8 protein-coding genes, 4 tRNA genes and 3 rRNA genes are annotated in these 16,772 nt (G+C 59.2%); 12 read left to right on the top strand and 3 right to left on the bottom strand.

What is annotated here, in order from left to right:
- Window positions 1-492: 492 nt before the first annotated feature.
- The 8 genes from ASG39_RS14075 (at window position 493) to ASG39_RS14040 (ending at window position 8,036) form a co-directional block, all read left to right on the top strand.
- A 16S ribosomal RNA gene (locus ASG39_RS14075) occupies window positions 493-1,992 on the top strand.
- A 371-nt stretch (window positions 1,993-2,363) separates the two neighbouring features.
- Window positions 2,364-2,440: transfer RNA gene (locus tag ASG39_RS14070), tRNA-Ile, on the top strand.
- 91 nt (window positions 2,441-2,531) lie between these two features.
- Window positions 2,532-2,607, top strand: a tRNA-Ala gene (locus ASG39_RS14065).
- A gap of 656 nt (window positions 2,608-3,263) precedes the next feature.
- Window positions 3,264-6,153 (top strand): 23S ribosomal RNA (locus ASG39_RS14060).
- Between the two features lie 277 nt (window positions 6,154-6,430).
- Window positions 6,431-6,545, top strand: a 5S ribosomal RNA gene (gene rrf / locus ASG39_RS14055).
- Together the 16S, 23S and 5S rRNA genes with 4 tRNA genes alongside form the textbook arrangement of a ribosomal RNA operon.
- Window positions 6,546-6,604: 59 nt before the next feature.
- A tRNA-Met gene (locus ASG39_RS14050) sits at window positions 6,605-6,681 on the top strand.
- Window positions 6,682-6,704: 23 nt separating this feature from the next.
- Window positions 6,705-6,781: transfer RNA gene (locus ASG39_RS14045), tRNA-Met, on the top strand.
- Between the two features lie 346 nt (window positions 6,782-7,127).
- Window positions 7,128-8,036 carry an AraC family transcriptional regulator gene (locus tag ASG39_RS14040; protein WP_156468146.1) on the top strand — a complete coding sequence of 303 codons (909 nt, stop codon included), beginning with the start codon at window positions 7,128-7,130 and terminating at the stop codon, window positions 8,034-8,036.
- A gap of 428 nt (window positions 8,037-8,464) precedes the next feature.
- Here the strand turns inward: ASG39_RS14040 and ASG39_RS14035 are convergent, their stop codons facing one another.
- The 3 genes from ASG39_RS14035 to nhaA form a co-directional block, all read right to left on the bottom strand.
- Entirely contained in the window at window positions 8,465-9,781 is a 1,317-nt protein-coding gene (locus ASG39_RS14035) for a hypothetical protein (protein ID WP_062595545.1), read from the bottom strand.
- Entirely contained in the window at window positions 9,778-10,443 is a 666-nt protein-coding gene (locus ASG39_RS14030) for an ABC transporter ATP-binding protein (RefSeq protein ID WP_062595630.1), read from the bottom strand. Before ASG39_RS14030 ends, ASG39_RS14035 begins: the two co-directional genes overlap by 4 nt.
- 226 nt (window positions 10,444-10,669) lie before the next feature.
- Window positions 10,670-11,887 carry a Na+/H+ antiporter NhaA gene (nhaA, locus tag ASG39_RS14025; protein ID WP_062595544.1) on the bottom strand — a complete coding sequence of 406 codons (1,218 nt, stop codon included), beginning with the start codon at window positions 11,885-11,887 and terminating at the stop codon, window positions 10,670-10,672.
- 379 nt (window positions 11,888-12,266) lie between these two features.
- Here nhaA and ASG39_RS14020 point away from each other — a divergent pair, with 379 nt between their 5' ends.
- The 4 genes from ASG39_RS14020 (at window position 12,267) to ASG39_RS14005 (ending at window position 16,682) form a co-directional block, all read left to right on the top strand.
- Window positions 12,267-13,418 carry a transporter substrate-binding protein gene (locus ASG39_RS14020; protein WP_062595543.1) on the top strand — a complete coding sequence of 384 codons (1,152 nt, stop codon included), beginning with the start codon at window positions 12,267-12,269 and terminating at the stop codon, window positions 13,416-13,418.
- Entirely contained in the window at window positions 13,415-14,005 is a 591-nt protein-coding gene (locus ASG39_RS14015) for an ANTAR domain-containing protein (protein ID WP_062595542.1), read from the top strand. Before ASG39_RS14020 ends, ASG39_RS14015 begins: the two co-directional genes overlap by 4 nt.
- Before the next feature lie 21 nt (window positions 14,006-14,026).
- Window positions 14,027-14,920: a proline iminopeptidase-family hydrolase gene (locus ASG39_RS14010; protein WP_062595541.1), complete on the top strand. Its 894-nt coding sequence runs from the start codon at window positions 14,027-14,029 to the stop codon at window positions 14,918-14,920.
- 64 nt (window positions 14,921-14,984) lie between these two features.
- Complete coding sequence (locus ASG39_RS14005) at window positions 14,985-16,682, top strand: ABC transporter substrate-binding protein (protein WP_244481229.1); 1,698 nt, start codon at window positions 14,985-14,987, stop codon at window positions 16,680-16,682.
- Window positions 16,683-16,772 lie beyond the last annotated feature (90 nt).

Here is a 16,772-nt window from a genome sequence, read left to right as displayed (position 1 = left end):
ATCCCGACGAAGCGCCCGGCCTGTGGTAGCCTCCTCTTCGGTTGACGAAGCGGTGMAGTGGGATCTATAAACCGCACACCAACGAGGGCGGCGGCGCTGCTGGCGACCGACGAACTCGCTCTGAAGTTTCTTGACTTTGCGGGCGGTTTGGAGGTCTTGGGCGGATAGCCTGGGCTCTTGGATGGRACGATTTTGCGGCGTGTTCGGGCTTAGGCTTTGGGGCGTTTGCGATATGACGAGGCTGATGTCTCTGTCGGTTTTTTGACAATTGAAGATGAGAAAGAGAAACGTGGGCGGCGGAAGTTGCGCGGAYGATYGARGGGTTTCGGCCTTGAGATTGTTCATGGAATAGACTTCGACGGTCACGTTTTTGGAATGGAAGTACAAGCGCTCTCGGCGTTTRCGGATTGATTTTCGTGAATGTTTTGAGGGTGAAGACCTTCCGTTCAATTCCAAAAGAACAACGACGTGATTATGTCGAGATTGAATTCTCAACTTGAGAGTTTGATCCTGGCTCAGAACGAACGCTGGCGGCAGGCTTAACACATGCAAGTCGAGCGCATCCTTCGGGGTGAGCGGCAGACGGGTGAGTAACGCGTGGGAATCTACCTTTTGCTACGGAATAGCTCCGGGAAACTGGAATTAATACCGTATGTGCTCTTTGGCGGTGGACGCTTTAGAGGAAAGATTTATCGGCAAAGGATGAGCCCGCGTTGGATTAGCTAGTTGGTGGGGTAAAGGCCTACCAAGGCGACGATCCATAGCTGGTCTGAGAGGATGATCAGCCACATTGGGACTGAGACACGGCCCAAACTCCTACGGGAGGCAGCAGTGGGGAATATTGGACAATGGGCGCAAGCCTGATCCAGCCATGCCGCGTGTGTGATGAAGGCCTTAGGGTTGTAAAGCACTTTCACCGGTGAAGATAATGACGGTAACCGGAGAAGAAGCCCCGGCTAACTTCGTGCCAGCAGCCGCGGTAATACGAAGGGGGCTAGCGTTGTTCGGAATTACTGGGCGTAAAGCGCACGTAGGCGGATATTTAAGTCAGGGGTGAAATCCCAGAGCTCAACTCTGGAACTGCCTTTGATACTGGGTATCTTGAGTATGGAAGAGGTGAGTGGAATTCCGAGTGTAGAGGTGAAATTCGTAGATATTCGGAGGAACACCAGTGGCGAAGGCGGCTCACTGGTCCATAACTGACGCTGAGGTGCGAAAGCGTGGGGAGCAAACAGGATTAGATACCCTGGTAGTCCACGCCGTAAACGATGAATGTTAGCCGTCGGGCAGTTTACTGTTCGGTGGCGCAGCTAACGCATTAAACATTCCGCCTGGGGAGTACGGTCGCAAGATTAAAACTCAAAGGAATTGACGGGGGCCCGCACAAGCGGTGGAGCATGTGGTTTAATTCGAAGCAACGCGCAGAACCTTACCAGCCCTTGACATGTCCGGCTATCCAGAGAGATTTGGAGTTCCCTTCGGGGACCGGAGCACAGGTGCTGCATGGCTGTCGTCAGCTCGTGTCGTGAGATGTTGGGTTAAGTCCCGCAACGAGCGCAACCCTCGCCCTTAGTTGCCAGCATTCAGTTGGGCACTCTAAGGGGACTGCCGGTGATAAGCCGAGAGGAAGGTGGGGATGACGTCAAGTCCTCATGGCCCTTACGGGCTGGGCTACACACGTGCTACAATGGTGGTGACAGTGGGCAGCGAGACCGCGAGGTCGAGCTAATCTCCAAAAGCCATCTCAGTTCGGATTGCACTCTGCAACTCGAGTGCATGAAGTTGGAATCGCTAGTAATCGCAGATCAGCATGCTGCGGTGAATACGTTCCCGGGCCTTGTACACACCGCCCGTCACACCATGGGAGTTGGTTTTACCCGAAGGCGCTGCGCTAACCCGTAAGGGAGGCAGGCGACCACGGTAGGGTCAGCGACTGGGGTGAAGTCGTAACAAGGTAGCCGTAGGGGAACCTGCGGCTGGATCACCTCCTTTCTAAGGAAGCTGTGGATCTGGTAAGACACCTGATGAGGCCTTTGGTCTGATCGGGGTGAACCATCCCGTGCTTTTTAGAACAAGATGACGCCAGTCAGGCGATCATCGCAACACATACGCTGCAGAGATGAGTTTTGGCTCACCGCAGTATGGCGCAACCCGCCGTCTACGTTTCTCTTTCTCGATTAGGATATGTCATAGCTTTGTCTTGGCGCTGTCGCAGCTTTGCTGCTTGCTCCAGACGGGCCGCCCCATTCGGGGCGTGGTGCTCTGCACCTGTTTGGCGGATGACGGTTGGCTCTGATGGCGAAAGCGATCACGGACTGATCCCGGTCAAGCGCTGATTGAGCGCGTGAACGCTTTAAAGTCATGGGCCCGTAGCTCAGTTGGTTAGAGCACACGCTTGATAAGCGTGGGGTCGGTAGTTCGAGTCTACCCGGGCCCACCATGTTTTAGTGAGCAGTGTCGTGTGACCGGCGGTCGGTTTGAGGTTGAAGCCTCCTGACGCGGCTGGCCGACATCTGATCACTCCCTTGATTGGGGCTGTAGCTCAGCTGGGAGAGCACCTGCTTTGCAAGCAGGGGGTCAGCGGTTCGATCCCGCTCAGCTCCACCACTCTTTGGTGGATGACGGACAAAGAGATATCCTAAGAGAGAAAAACCCGTTTGCATCGGCTTTAAGAGCCTGATGCCTGTTCTGATACATTGTGAAGAGAAGATATGTCTGGAGGCTTCCAGGTGTTGTGATGGATCGTCGCGAGATGGTTTGTCGGAACGTCCGAGCCCGGGCCCGTTTGAAACCGTATGAAGGTCTAGCCGACCTGACGCGGTTGAGGGTTTGGGGAAGGAGGGAAGCCTGCAACTCAAGGCATGATCATTGTTGGCGGTTTGGCGTGCTGAAAGCGTCGTATCCTGAAAGGGATGCGGGGATTTTGGTGTTCCGGATGGCCTTTCGATGGTTTGCCGGTGAGCGTTGCCTGACCGCGCGCTCTCAGACATTATCTCGAGAAGCTGGTCTTAAGATCTGACCTCGCAGTGCACCGGCGTGCCTGCAAAGAGGATCAGATCGAACACGTCGATGGCATCATTGAAAGACGGGGGTTGTAAAAGGTAACCTTCGTTGTTCGGAACTCGCATATCGTTAGCGAGATCCGGTCTGTCCGATACACCCGAGAGGTGCCCGGATAGTCAGATTTGGGCTGCCCTTCGAGCGCAAGCGAGAGGGATAGCTTAGCCAAATCAAACAGGATGATGAGCATAGGCAATGAGAACGATCAAGTGAATTAAGGGCAATTGGTGGATGCCTTGGCATGCACAGGCGAAGAAGGACGTGATACGCTGCGATAAGCTAAGGGGAGCTGCGAATAAGCTTTGATCCTTAGATGTCCGAATGGGGAAACCCACCTTAAATGCTTGGGAAATCAGGCGTGCCGAAAGCACGTGTGATCCGGAACGGGTGAGCGGTGAGCAGTTGGTATCCTTCTGTTGACGGCTGACGGGTTGCGGGTTGCCGCGTCGAGGACGCGCTTGGTTTCCAAGCATTGTGATAAGGTATCTACACCTGAATACATAGGGTGTAAGAGGCGAACGCAGGGAACTGAAACATCTAAGTACCTGCAGGAAAGGACATCAACCGAGACTCCGCAAGTAGTGGCGAGCGAACGCGGACCAGGCCAGTGGCGATAATTGATAAAGCAGAACGACTTGGAAAGGTCGGCCATAGTGGGTGATAGCCCCGTATGCGGTGACGCAATTATCGTCCTAGAGTAAGGCGGGACACGTGAAATCCTGTCTGAACATGGGGAGACCACTCTCCAAGCCTAAGTACTCGTGCATGACCGATAGCGAACAAGTACCGTGAGGGAAAGGTGAAAAGCACCCCGACAAGGGGAGTGAAATAGAACCTGAAACCGGTTGCCTACAAACAGTCGGAGCCATTATTGGTGACGGCGTACCTTTTGTATAATGGGTCAACGACTTAGTGTGACATGCAAGCTTAAGCCGATAGGTGTAGGCGCAGCGAAAGCGAGTCTGAATAGGGCGATCATAGTATGTTGCATTAGACCCGAAACCGAGTGATCTAGCCATGAGCAGGTTGAAGGTTGGGTAACACCAACTGGAGGRCCGAACCCGCATCTGTTGCAATAGATTGGGATGACTTGTGGCTAGGGGTGAAAGGCCAATCAAACTCGGAGATAGCTGGTTCTCCGCGAAAACTATTTAGGTAGTGCGTCGATCGAATACCTCAGGGGGTAGAGCACTGAATGGGCTATGGGGACTCACCGTCTTACTGATCCTAATCAAACTCCGAATACCTGAGAGTACTAATCGGCAGACACACGGCGGGTGCTAACGTCCGTCGTGAAGAGGGCAACAACCCTGACCTCCAGCTAAGGTCCCCAAGTCATGGCTAAGTGGGAAAGGATGTGAGGATCCCAAAACAACCAGGATGTTGGCTTAGAAGCAGCCATCATTTAAAGAAAGCGTAACAGCTCACTGGTCTAATTAAGGGTCTTTGCGCCGAAAATGTAACGGGGCTAAAGCCATGCACCGAAGCTGAGGATGTGATCCTTTTGGGATTACGTGGTAGCGGAGCGTTCCGTAAGCCTGTGAAGGGAGACCCGTGAGGGCTCCTGGAGGTATCGGAAGTGCGAATGTTGACATGAGTAACGATAAAGAGGGTGAGAGACCCTCTCGCCGAAAGACCAAGGGTTCCTGCTTAAAGTTAATCTGAGCAGGGTTAGCCGGCCCCTAAGGCGAGGCGGAAACGCGTAGTCGATGGGAACCACGTTAATATTCGTGGGCCTGGTGGGAAGTGACGGATTGCGTAACTTGTTCTGACTTATTGGATTGTCAGGGCGGGGAAGCGGTTCCAGGAAATAGCCCCACCGTATAGACCGTACCCGAAACCGACACAGGTGGTCAGGTAGAGCATACCAAGGCGCTTGAGAGAACTATGCTGAAGGAACTCGGCAAATTGCACGCGTAACTTCGGAAGAAGCGTGACCCTTTTCTACGCAAGTAGGATGGGGTGGCACAGACCAGGGGGTAGCGACTGTTTATCAAAAACACAGGGCTCTGCGAAGTCTTTAAGACGACGTATAGGGCCTGACGCCTGCCCGGTGCTGGAAGGTTAAAGGGAGAGGTGCAAGCTTTGAACTGAAGCCCCAGTAAACGGCGGCCGTAACTATAACGGTCCTAAGGTAGCGAAATTCCTTGTCGGGTAAGTTCCGACCTGCACGAATGGCGTAACGACTTCCCCGCTGTCTCCAGCATAGACTCAGTGAAATTGAATTCCCCGTGAAGATGCGGGGTTCCTGCGGTCAGACGGAAAGACCCCGTGCACCTTTACTATAGCTTTACACTGGCATTCGTGTCGGCATGTGTAGGATAGGTGGTAGGCTTTGAAGCGGGGACGCCAGTTCTCGTGGAGCCATCCTTGAAATACCACCCTTATCGTCATGGATGTCTAACCGCGGTCCGTTATCCGGATCCGGGACAGTGTATGGTGGGTAGTTTGACTGGGGCGGTCGCCTCCGAAAGAGTAACGGAGGCGCGCGATGGTGGGCTCAGAACGGTCGGAAATCGTTCGTCGAGTGCAATGGCATAAGCCCGCCTGACTGCGAGACTGACAAGTCGAGCAGAGACGAAAGTCGGTCATAGTGATCCGGTGGTCCCGCGTGGAAGGGCCATCGCTCAACGGATAAAAGGTACGCCGGGGATAACAGGCTGATGACCCCCAAGAGTCCATATCGACGGGGTTGTTTGGCACCTCGATGTCGGCTCATCGCATCCTGGGGCTGGAGCAGGTCCCAAGGGTTTGGCTGTTCGCCAATTAAAGCGGTACGTGAGCTGGGTTCAGAACGTCGTGAGACAGTTCGGTCCCTATCTGCCGTGGGTGTTGGAATATTGACAGGATCTGTCCCTAGTACGAGAGGACCGGGATGGACATATCTCTGGTGGACCTGTTGTCCTGCCAAGGGCATAGCAGGGTAGCTATATATGGACGGGATAACCGCTGAAGGCATCTAAGCGGGAAACCCCCCTGAAAACGAGTATTCCCTTGAGAACCGTGGAAGACGACCACGTTGATAGGCCGGGTGTGGACGTGCAGTAATGCATGAAGCTTACCGGTACTAATCGTTCGATCGAACTTGATCGTTCCCATTGCCCATGCTCATCGCACGGTGAAGGCGAAAAGCCTTCGCCGGCTCGATCGCATGTTTTGTCCGCACGCTGTCGTGACCTCCGGTCGATTCGCTGCGGACGACGCGCTTTGCGCTTGCCAGACCGAAGGGTCTGGGTCACAGGTGTGAAGCAAGCATTCCAAAGACGTGTTCAAATCCAGCATCCGTCGAGCCCGAAAGCACATCCTGCGCACCGCTCGACCCATGTCTGATCACAAAATCCAGCTTCTCGTTTCGTTTGCCCTTAGCCGACCTGGTGGTTCTGGCGGGGTGGCCGCACCCGTTCCCATTCCGAACACGGCCGTGAAACGCCCCAGCGCCTATGGTACTTCGTCTTAAGACGCGGGAGAGTCGGTCGCTGCCAGGTCTGCTAAGCGCAAACAAACAAACATCTTCTCCCAACAAACTCAGTACCCCATAACCTTCCGCGGGGTGGAGCAGCCCGGTAGCTCGTCAGGCTCATAACCTGAAGGCCGCAGGTTCAAATCCTGCCCCCGCAACCAANACTCAGTACCCCATAACCTTCCGCGGGGTGGAGCAGCCCGGTAGCTCGTCAGGCTCATAACCTGAAGGCCGCAGGTTCAAATCCTGCCCCCGCAACCAAAACACACCACAGATAAAAAACAAACTCACCAATACCCCCGCGCCGTAATGGCCGGGGGTTTTGGYGTTTCTGGGATGCGTGACGCGGGGGAGGGGGTGGGGCGTGCCATCTGGCTCAGTGCAGCACCGAATGCTCGGCCGGTAGGCGCACATCCCATGGTGTTGGGTGCCCAACCATCCTGGACGGTTGAGGACGTGATCGACATCGCCAGGATTGATCGGGGGCGACGATGGATGGCGGTCAAGCCAACGTCGCCGGGCGACCTCGATCAGGATCGAGGTCGCGGGGGACATCGGAATTTGCCATGATGGCGCTTTCGTCTTCATCCAGATCGTCGCGCTCCCGATGCCCTTCATTCCGCTGCCCTTCGTCGTTGCCCTGCTGCTTCTCCTGCTTCTCGCCACCGTGCTTCGACGGGACGAGGGGGTGTCGCGGCGTCTTACGCTGATCGTCTTGATCGTCATCAGCATCTGGCAATCGGTCCGCTCCGGGCTGCGCTGGGGCTATGACGTGCAGGCGATGGTGTTTCTGGCGCCTGTCGGGCCGGCCCTCGTTCCGCCGCTTGCCTATGCCGGTGTTGAAAATCTCGTGCGGGGGAAGAGGCCGTGGGGGTGGCTGCGGTATGGGGTTCATGGGCTTCCCGCCATGACGATCGTGCTGCTCCTCGTTCTTGCGCGGGAGGCGATCGATGTGGCTCTGATCGCGATCTTCGTCGGCTATGCCCTTGCCATCCTCCGTCTCATGCGGCCCGGCACGGATGCCTTGCGATTGGCGCCGTTCGAGGGGGCGGCGCCGGCCTATCGCGCCAGCCTGTTCACAGCACTTTGCCTTCTTCTCTCGGCAGCCGTCGATCTGTTCGTCGTTCTGGATCTCGCCTGGGCGCAAGGTGCCTATGTCCGGCCGGTGATCGCAATCGCCAATCTCTGCCTGCTCGTGATCCTGTCGATCGCAGCCGCGTCGACCGGTGCGCCGCCGGAACGGGTCTCGGTCATGCCGTCCGCTCCGGACGTTCCGGCTCCCGATGTGTCGTCTTCCGAGAGGGCGGCCCCTGAGGCGGCAACGGCCGAAGATGCCGGGACGATGGACGCCATCGAACGCCTGATGCAGACAAAGCGCGTCTATCGCGACGTCGATCTCAACCTCGACCGCCTGGCCCGCAAGGCCGGAATCGCCAGATCTCCGCCGCCATCAACCGGGCAACCGGAAAGAATGTCTCGCAAACGCCCGATCGCGACAACCGGTATCGCGCGATGATCGCTCGATCCGTCTTGCCTGACAGCAGGCCGCACCGAAAACGAGGGCCAAGGATCGGGCGCTGGAACCTTTCTGAGGCCATCTGACCGGCCAGGATCCACACGTTCGCCGATGCAATGGGTCGCTTGCTGCGGATCATTGTTACGGCGAGCCGGATGGGCGACATCACCCGGGCTCCAGCGCTTCTGCAAGCACAGAAAGGCGGAGGCGTTCCGGCGGCGAACGCTTATGATCGCAATGCATTGCGTCAAGCGATTGCCAACCTAAGAGCCAAGGGGGATCCCGTCAAACCGCGCGCGAAAAATCAGGGTTTCGCACGACGAAATCGCGCACGTCGATTGCAGTCTCACCGAGAGATGCGTGGACCGAATGAACACGTCATCCGGTCGCCCTCGCAAAGCCCTCGCTGCGACGAATACCGGTCTGGCCTAGTTCCGATCCCGGATGTTGTAGAACACCATGACGCCAACGCCCCACATCATCAGTCCGATGGCGAAGACGAGCAGCGTGTTGAGCAGGCGGCTCGGATAGAGGGCGAGTTGCGGCAATGTCGGCTTGATCACGACGGCCATGTATCGATCGCGTGATGACGCTTCGATTTTTGCCTTTTCGAGACCTGCGAGAGCTGCCGTATAGGCTTTTTCGGAAAAGCCGCGTTCGGTTTCGAGCTTCTCGTAGTGGTCGAGCCGGCCTGCGACATCCGTCGCGTCGTCCGCATATACGCGGCCCTTCTTGCCCGAATGCCCGTCGCCGAAGCGGTCACGCTCCTGCAGCAGCTGCTGCTCGATGCTGGCGATCTGAGAATTCAGAACTTTCACGCGCGGGGAGTCTTCCGACATCTGCGACAGTGCGACGCTGAGTTCGGTCTTGGCGACCGAAAGTTGCTGTTCGAGCGTCGCAACGATCTGAGCGGCCAGCTTGGCGCCTTCCGTCGGATCGGCTTCCTGCATGACATTTCGGAATTTCCGGACCTCGATTTGCGCATTTCCAAGACGGGTTTCCGTCTTCAGAACCGCATTCTCGGCATCGCGCAGAACCTCGGATTTGGCGGCGTCGGAAACGCTGTTCACAAGGTTTTCGCTCTGGGTAACGATGAAGCGCGACAGCGCCTGAGACGACGACGGATCGAACGCCTTGACGCTAAGGTTCAAGACGCCGGAAGACTGGTCGAAATTGACGGAAACCATGCTCTTCCAGTACTGGATTTTTTCCTCGATCGTCAGGTCGTGATCTAGACCGTAGAAAAAATCGAGCCCGCGCGGAGCAAAGACCTTGTCCAGATCGAACGCCTCGTCGGCCGCCTGCACCATTTCGGGTCCCAGGATGTAGTCGAGAAGCATATAGGAATCGCTCACGGTGCTGCCGCCGGACGCCTGGGTGAAGATACCCATCAGGTCCGAAGGCTGCGAGGACTCCAGACTGCGGACCGAGAACGCGGTCGTGCTGTGATACTGGTCGGCAGCGACGAACATCATGTAGGCGCCGGCGATGATCGTGGGGATGAGCACGGCGCAGAAGAATGTGGCGATGATCACCATATGGCGAAGTTTCAGCCGGGCATTGGGCCGGCTGAGAACGGTGTCGCCTTCCGGTGCTTCCGGCTCGACCTCGACCGTCGGTCGTTCGACCACCGGAGGCCTCATTTCGAGCAGGCCCTTCAGCAGCATCAGATGCCGTGGCTTGGCCTGCGCGGAAGAATTTGCCGCAGCGGTCGCGGAAGCATCGCTTGCCTTTGCCGTAATCACCGATAGGACCTCGCCATGTTTTCCTCGTGCACGCGAACCGCGTCAGCCAGATTTTCAAAATAGATCAGCTTGCCATCTTCCAGAACCACGCCGGAGTGGCAATAATCCTTCAGGGTCGAGGTGCTGTGAGACACCATGATGACATCCGAACCCTTTAAACGCTCTTTAAAGACCTGGTGCGACTTTCGCTTGAAATTGGTGTCGCCGACGGCGGTCACCTCATCGACGAGATAGTAATCGAATTTCACGCCCATGCTAATCCCGAAAGCCAGACGGGCTTTCATCCCGGATGAATATGTCTGCACGGGAGCTCTGAAGAACTCACCCAGTTCGGCAAAGTCCCGCACATATTCGACAAGGCTTTCCGTATCGACGCCGTAGATCCGGGCGACGAACCGGACATTCTGCTCGCCGCTCAGACTTCCCTGAAAGCTGCCGGCAAAGCCGAGTGGCCAGGAAACCTTCGCGTCTCGCCGAACCGAGCCCTTATCGAGATGCAGCGTCCCGGCGATGATCTGCAGCAGGGTGGATTTACCTGCGCCGTTTCGCCCCAACAGCGCAAGACTTCTGCCGCGCGGGATCGTGAAACTGACATCGTTCAGGATTGTTTTGGTAACGCCCTTGGCTCTGGCGAATTTCGTTGCGCGTTCGAGCTGGATCATCGGCGTCCCGGAAACTGCCACATCGACGCACTTCTGCAACGGTTCAGCGCGTGTGCAGCACGCGCCGCCTCATCTCTGTCCTGTGCGTTTTTGTCAATCAACGAGCGAGCCCTTCCGACACCGTCGCTTATGTCACCCGGCTTCAGAGTCGATATAGCGGTTAAATCTCGGCAAAATCAAGGTGCAGGCGTCCTTACGGGAAAGCCTGCACCGACGTTCGCCGCACTCAGGCGCTCTGGACGGCTGCCGTCGTGGCGCGTCGGTTGGTGACGCGCAGGATCGTGTAGCCGAGCAGGCCGGCGATCAGCGAGCCGATGAGGATGCCCACCTTGACGCGATCCTGCATGTCGGGATCGGAAAAGGCGAGGAGACCGATGAAGAGGCTCATGGTGAAGCCGATGCCGCAGACCAGGGAAACGCCGAGGGTCTGGCCCCAGCTCGCCTTGGCCGGCAGGTCCGCGAGGTTCATCTTCACCAGCAGGAAGACGGTTCCGAACACCCCGATGCACTTTCCAAGCACGAGACCCATGGCGACGCCGAGCGTGACGGGCTCGATCAGGGCGGGGAGGGTGATATGGGCAAAGGACACGCCGGCATTCGCAAAACCGAAGATCGGCACGATGATGAAGGCAACCGGCTTGTGGAGGGCATGCTCCAGCCGGTGCAGGGGCGAGGTGTCGGGCGTGGCTTCCGGCGTACCCGGCGTCCGGCGGATCGGAATGGTCAGCGCGAGAATGACGCCGGCAAGTGTCGCATGGACGCCGGAGGCGAACACGAGAACCCAGAGTGCTGCACCCAGGACCAGATAGGGCAACAGACGCTGCACGCCGGCTCGGTTGAGGGCCATCAGTGCGCCGATGACCACGGCCGCCCCGCCGAGCGCCATCAGGTTCATGTCCGACGTGTAGAACAGGGCGATGATGACCACGGCGCCGAGATCGTCGATGATCGCGAGGGCAGCGAGAAAAATCTTCAGCGATGCCGGCACGCGCGGCCCCAGGAGCGAGAGGACGCCGAGCGCAAAGGCGATATCGGTTGCGGACGGAACGGCCCAGCCATGCACGGCGACCGGATCCTGATAGTTGAAGGCGATGTAGATCAGTGCCGGGACCGCCATGCCGCCCGCTGCGGCGGCGCCCGGAAGAATGCGCCGGCTCCAGGTGGAGAGCTGCCCGTCGAGAAGTTCGCGCTTGATCTCGAGGCCGACAACCAGAAAGAACGCTGCCATCAGCAGATCGTTGATCCAGTGCTGCAGGCTCAACGGGCCGACATAGATATGCAGCGCGCCGAAATAGGCTTCCGCGAAGGGCGAGTTCGCCGTGAGAATGGCGAGCAGCGCGACGCCCATCAACAGCAGGCCGCTCGATGTTTCATTGTCGAGAAACGCGCGGACGGTCGATTGGATGCGGCCTTTGGAGAGAGGGGAAGCGTGGTGTTTGGTCATGGCTTTGACACCTCGAAAAAGGTTGGACACAATCTCCGTAGGTTTTCGGGAAGCCGAGGGCGCACGCAGCACACGCCCGCACCTCTTATACCGGCCGCCCCGGCGGAGAACCAGTCTTTTCGGGCTGCGTCAGGTTCGATGATCAAAAAACAAGCAGGGGTCGGGATTGACTGCAATCCGCCCTCGGCGTAACCTCAGGTCAACAGATGGCGGAAGACGCCGACGGCAATCGAGCCCCGAAGATCGCGTTGAGCGACTCGGGGCTTTTTTTGTTTGTCGACGTGACGTTACCCGTCATCATGGCTTGGAAGCCGACAAGGGGATGGACGGTCGTGAAGCACAGTGGCAGGCATGACGGACAGAGAAGGGCGCAGCATCGATGAGCCGCACCGCCATTCCCGTTTCCATCCTCTATTCGACCACCGGCCCCTATGCGGCTCTCGGCCGGGATGCGGTGGACGGGGCCATGGCGGCGATTGCCGAGGTCAACACCGATCCGGCGTCGCGCTTTTCGATCGTCGCCACGATCGACGATCCCTGCGGCCGCGCCGAAGACTACGCCGTCCTTGCGGAATCGGCGATCCGCGAGCGAAAATGTCGCCACATCATCGGCACGATCACATCCTGGAGCCGCAAGGACGTTTTGCCCGTTGTCGAACGGCACGGCGCGCTTCTCTGGTATGCCTTTCCCTATGAAGGCTTCGAGGCAAGCGACAGCGCCATCTATCTCGGCGCCTGTCCGAACCAGCATCTGCTGCCCCTGTTCGATCATGTCCTGCCGCGCTTCGGGCGGCGCGCCTTCACCGTCGGCTCCAACTATATCTGGGGCTGGGAGATCAGCCGCATCGCCCGCGAGCGCATGGAAGCCTCCGGAGGGCAGGTCGTCTCGGACCGCTACGTGCCGCTCGGCTCGATCGAGGTCGATCACCTGATCACCGAGATCCGCCAGAAGAAGCCGGATTTCATCCTGAGCAATCTCGTCGGCCAGTCTGCCGCCGCCTTCATCGCCGCCTATGGCGACGATCGCGAGAATGCGACGGACGCGCCGCCGATCGTCGCCTGCAATATGTCGGAAAGCGATCTCGAAGGCCTCGCACCCTCCGCCCGTCGTGGTCATCTGTCCACGTCGATCTATTTCGATCGGCTGGAAACGCCGGAAAACCGGGCATTCAAGGCGCGAATGGCGGAGCGGCACGGCTCCGGCCGGCGCATCACCACGCCCTTCTTTTCGGCCTACATGGCGATGTCGATCCTGACGCGCGCCATCTCGGACGCCGGCACGGACGCGCCGGATGCGATCCGCAAGGTCGTCACGGCCCGAAGTTTCGACACGCCGGCCGGGCCGATCCGCATCGATCGGAAGACCCATCACGCTGCGCTGCGGCCGCATCTGGGCCTGTCCGACGAGACGGGCGGCTTCGCGCTGGTTGAGAGCGCCGAGGATGCCATCGTCGCCGACCCCTTTCTCGTGCGCGCCGGGATCAGGGCCGATCTGCCCGTCGTCCCCGCTGCCTTGAAGGTGGTCAAATGACGCATCGCACCCGGCCGCCCCTCGCTCAATGGCATGCCGTGATCCTGCACCGGGAGCATCCTCTGGTGGATGCGCTGCGACGCCAGCTCGAACTTCTGCAGATCCGGGTGACGGTCTCCTGGCCGCATCTCGACGAGGCGCAGGCGTCCGCCGACGTCGTCTTCTTCGATGCCGACATGGGGCATGACGGGCAGTTTCCCTGGCCGCGGGGGTTTGCCCCCATGCCCATCATCGCGCTGATCGGCTCGGAAGCGCCGGGACGGATCGAATGGGCGTTGGACCAGGGCTCCAACGCCCATCTGCTGAAACCCATCGGCTCGACCGGTGCCTACAGCGCGCTGCTCATCGCGGCCCATGCCTATCAGCAGGTTCGCGCCCAGGCCGACGATATCCGAGTGCTGGAAGACCGGCTGCGCCAGCGACCGATCGTCGTGCGTGCCATTTTGCACCTGCTCCAGAACGAAGGCGGCGGCGAAGCGGCGGCCTGGAAGCGGCTGCGCTCCGTCGCCATGGATTGGGGCATGACCATCGAAGACGCGGCCGAGGCCATCTGCCGCAACGACAAACGCACCCGCAGCGGTGCCTGAAAAACAGAGGAGAGGGAAAAAATGGAGATCATCGAAGGCTTTGCGCCCTATGGCGAGTACCAGACCTGGTATCGGGTCACAGGCGACCTGTCCTCGCCGAAGCCGCCTCTGATCGTCGCGCATGGCGGCCCGGGCTGCACGCATGATTATGTCGATAGCTTCAAGGACATCGCCGCCACCGGCCGCGCCGTGATCCATTACGACCAGGTGGGCAACGGGCAGTCGACCCATCTTCCGGAAAAAGGCGGCGACTTCTGGACCGTTGCCTTCTTCAAGGCGGAGCTTCACAACCTCATCGACCATCTCGGCATCCGCCAGGCCTATTGCCTGCTCGGCCAGTCCTGGGGCGGCATGCTCGGCGCAGAATTCGCCGTCGACCGGCCGGACGGCCTGAAGGCGCTGATCATCGCCAATTCGCCGGCCTCCATGCACACCTGGATTTCGGAAGCCAACCGCCTGCGCCGGGAGCTGCCGGAGGACGTGCAGGCGACGCTGCTGAAGCATGAGCAGGCGGAAACGACGGACAGTGCCGACTACATGGCGGCGACCGACGTCTTCAATCAGCGCCATGTCTGCCGCGTCGTGCCGATGCCGCCGGAGGTCCAGCGCACCTTCGATGCGATCGCGGCGGATCCAACCGTCTACCACACGATGAACGGCCCCAACGAATTCCACGTCATCGGCACCATGAAGGACTGGTCGATCGTCGGCCGGCTGTCCACCATCGCCGTCCCGACGCTCCTGATTTCCGGCCGCTTCGACGAGGCGACGGAAGCCTGCGTCCAGCCCTATGCCGACGAGATCCCCGACGTGCGCTGGACCATCTTCGAGCAGTCCAGCCACATGCCGCATGTCGAGGAGCGGCAGGAAACGATGGCCGTCGTGGGCGCCTTTCTCGAGGAAAAGGCACCTTAAGACCCGGCAGGACCATCGACACGCAGGATAACGCAAAAGCCATAATAACAAGGGAACGACGATCATGACCATGCATCTGAAACAGCTTACCCGACACGCAGGCGCGATGCTCGCGACCTGCCTCCTCGCCCAGACGGCGCTGGGCGGTGTCGCCCTGGCGCAGGATCGCGCGGCCCTCATGAGCGAGCATCGCGGCGGGACGATCACGCTCGCCGCCGTTTCGGCTGCCGGCACGGTCGATCCGATGATCAACTATACGGCCCAGTTCTGGCAGGTCTTCCAGATGACCTATGACGGTCTGGTCAAGTTCAAGCAGGCGGGCGGCAGCGATGGCTTCGAGATCGTGCCCTCGATCGCCGAGGAGGTGCCGAAGCCGACCAATGACGGCAAGACCTACGTCTTCAAGATCCGCAAGGGCATCAAGTTCTCGAACGGCAAGGAGGTCACGCCGTCCGATGTCGTCGCCTCGTTCCAGCGTATCTTCAAGATCAAGGGACCGACCACGGGCAGCTTCTACAACGGCATTGTCGGCGCCGACAAATGCATCGCGGATGCCGCATCCTGCACGCTCGAAGGCGGCGTGACCGGCGACGACTCGGCGGGCACGGTGACGATCAACCTCGTCGCGCCGGACGCCGAAATCTTCTCGAAGCTCGCCGTACCCCACGCCTCGATCGTGCCGGCCGATGCGCCGCTGACGGACGCCGGCACCACGCCGATCCCGGGCACCGGCGCCTATATGATCGCGAGCTACGATCCGAATTCGGAAATGGTGCTGAAGCGCAACCCGTCCTTCAAGGAATGGAGCGTCGATGCGCAGCCGGACGGCTATCCCGACGAGGTCGTCTACAAGTTCGGCCTGACCGAGGAAGCGGCGATCAACGCCATCATCAACGGCCAGATCGACTGGATGTTCGACACGCCGCCCTCCGACCGTCTGCCGGAAATCGGCGCGAAATATGCCAGCCAGGTCCATATCGATCCGCTGGCGGCCTTCTGGTACGCGCCGATGAACACCAACCTTGCGCCTTTCGACAATGTGAAGGTGCGCCAGGCGGTCAACTATGCGCTGGATCGCGATGCGCTCGTCGGCCTCTTCGGCGGCGACGTTCTCGGACAGCCGGTCTGCCAGATCCTGCCGCCGGACTTCCCCGGCCATGTCGACAGCTGCCTCTATACGAAGTCGCCCGGCGAAACCTGGTCCGAACCGGACATGGAGAAGGCGCAGGCGCTGGTGGACGAAAGCGGCACCAAGGGCCAGAAGGTCACCGTCATCGCCGAGGACAATGCGGTCGCCCGCGGCATCGGCACCTATATCGCCAGCGTCCTCACCGAGCTTGGCTATGACGCCTCGATGAAGGCGATCTCGCCCAATATCCAGTTCACCTATATCCAGAACACCAATAACAACGTCCAGATCAGCGTCAGCCAGTGGTACCAGGACTATCCTGCGGCCTCGAACTTCCTGAACGTGCTCCTGTCCTGCAGTTCGTTCAACAAGGGCTCCGACGCCTCCATCAACATTGCCGGCTACTGCAACAAGGAGCTGGACGCCAAGATGAAGCAGGCGATGACCACGGCGCTGACCGATCAGGATGCCGCCAATGCCATCTGGGCCGAGATCGACAAGGGCTTCATGGAACAGGCGCCGCTCGCCCCGCTCCTCACGCCGAAAAGCGTCAACTTCACCTCTGCCCGCCTCGGGAACTACGTGTTCAACAAGCAGAACCGCTGGTTCATCTCCCAGTCGTGGGTGAAGTAACCCTCCGGTGATGTAACGACAATCCGGCGGCGCAGGCCCATGAAGGCTCGGCGCCGCCGGACGTTCCCGCCAAGACCGCGCGGCTCTCGA

It is taken from the genome of Rhizobium sp. Leaf371, assembly GCF_001424045.1.
In the GTDB taxonomy this organism is placed as follows: domain Bacteria; phylum Pseudomonadota; class Alphaproteobacteria; order Rhizobiales; family Rhizobiaceae; genus Ferranicluibacter.
This window is presented reverse-complemented; position numbering and strand designations above follow the sequence as displayed.

What these genes read in the sequence shown, in the direction of transcription:
- ASG39_RS14040 (WP_156468146.1), top strand. Translation starts at nt 7,128, where the DNA reads ATGCCCTTCATTCCGCTGCCCTTCGTCGTTGCCCTGCTGCTTCTCCTG.
- ASG39_RS14030 (WP_062595630.1), bottom strand. Translation starts at nt 10,443, where the DNA reads ATGATCCAGCTCGAACGCGCAACGAAATTCGCCAGAGCCAAGGGCGTT.
- nhaA (WP_062595544.1), bottom strand. Translation starts at nt 11,887, where the DNA reads ATGACCAAACACCACGCTTCCCCTCTCTCCAAAGGCCGCATCCAATCG.
- ASG39_RS14020 (WP_062595543.1), top strand. Translation starts at nt 12,267, where the DNA reads ATGAGCCGCACCGCCATTCCCGTTTCCATCCTCTATTCGACCACCGGC.
- ASG39_RS14015 (WP_062595542.1), top strand. Translation starts at nt 13,415, where the DNA reads ATGACGCATCGCACCCGGCCGCCCCTCGCTCAATGGCATGCCGTGATC.
- ASG39_RS14010 (WP_062595541.1), top strand. Translation starts at nt 14,027, where the DNA reads ATGGAGATCATCGAAGGCTTTGCGCCCTATGGCGAGTACCAGACCTGG.
- ASG39_RS14005 (WP_244481229.1), top strand. Translation starts at nt 14,985, where the DNA reads ATGACCATGCATCTGAAACAGCTTACCCGACACGCAGGCGCGATGCTC.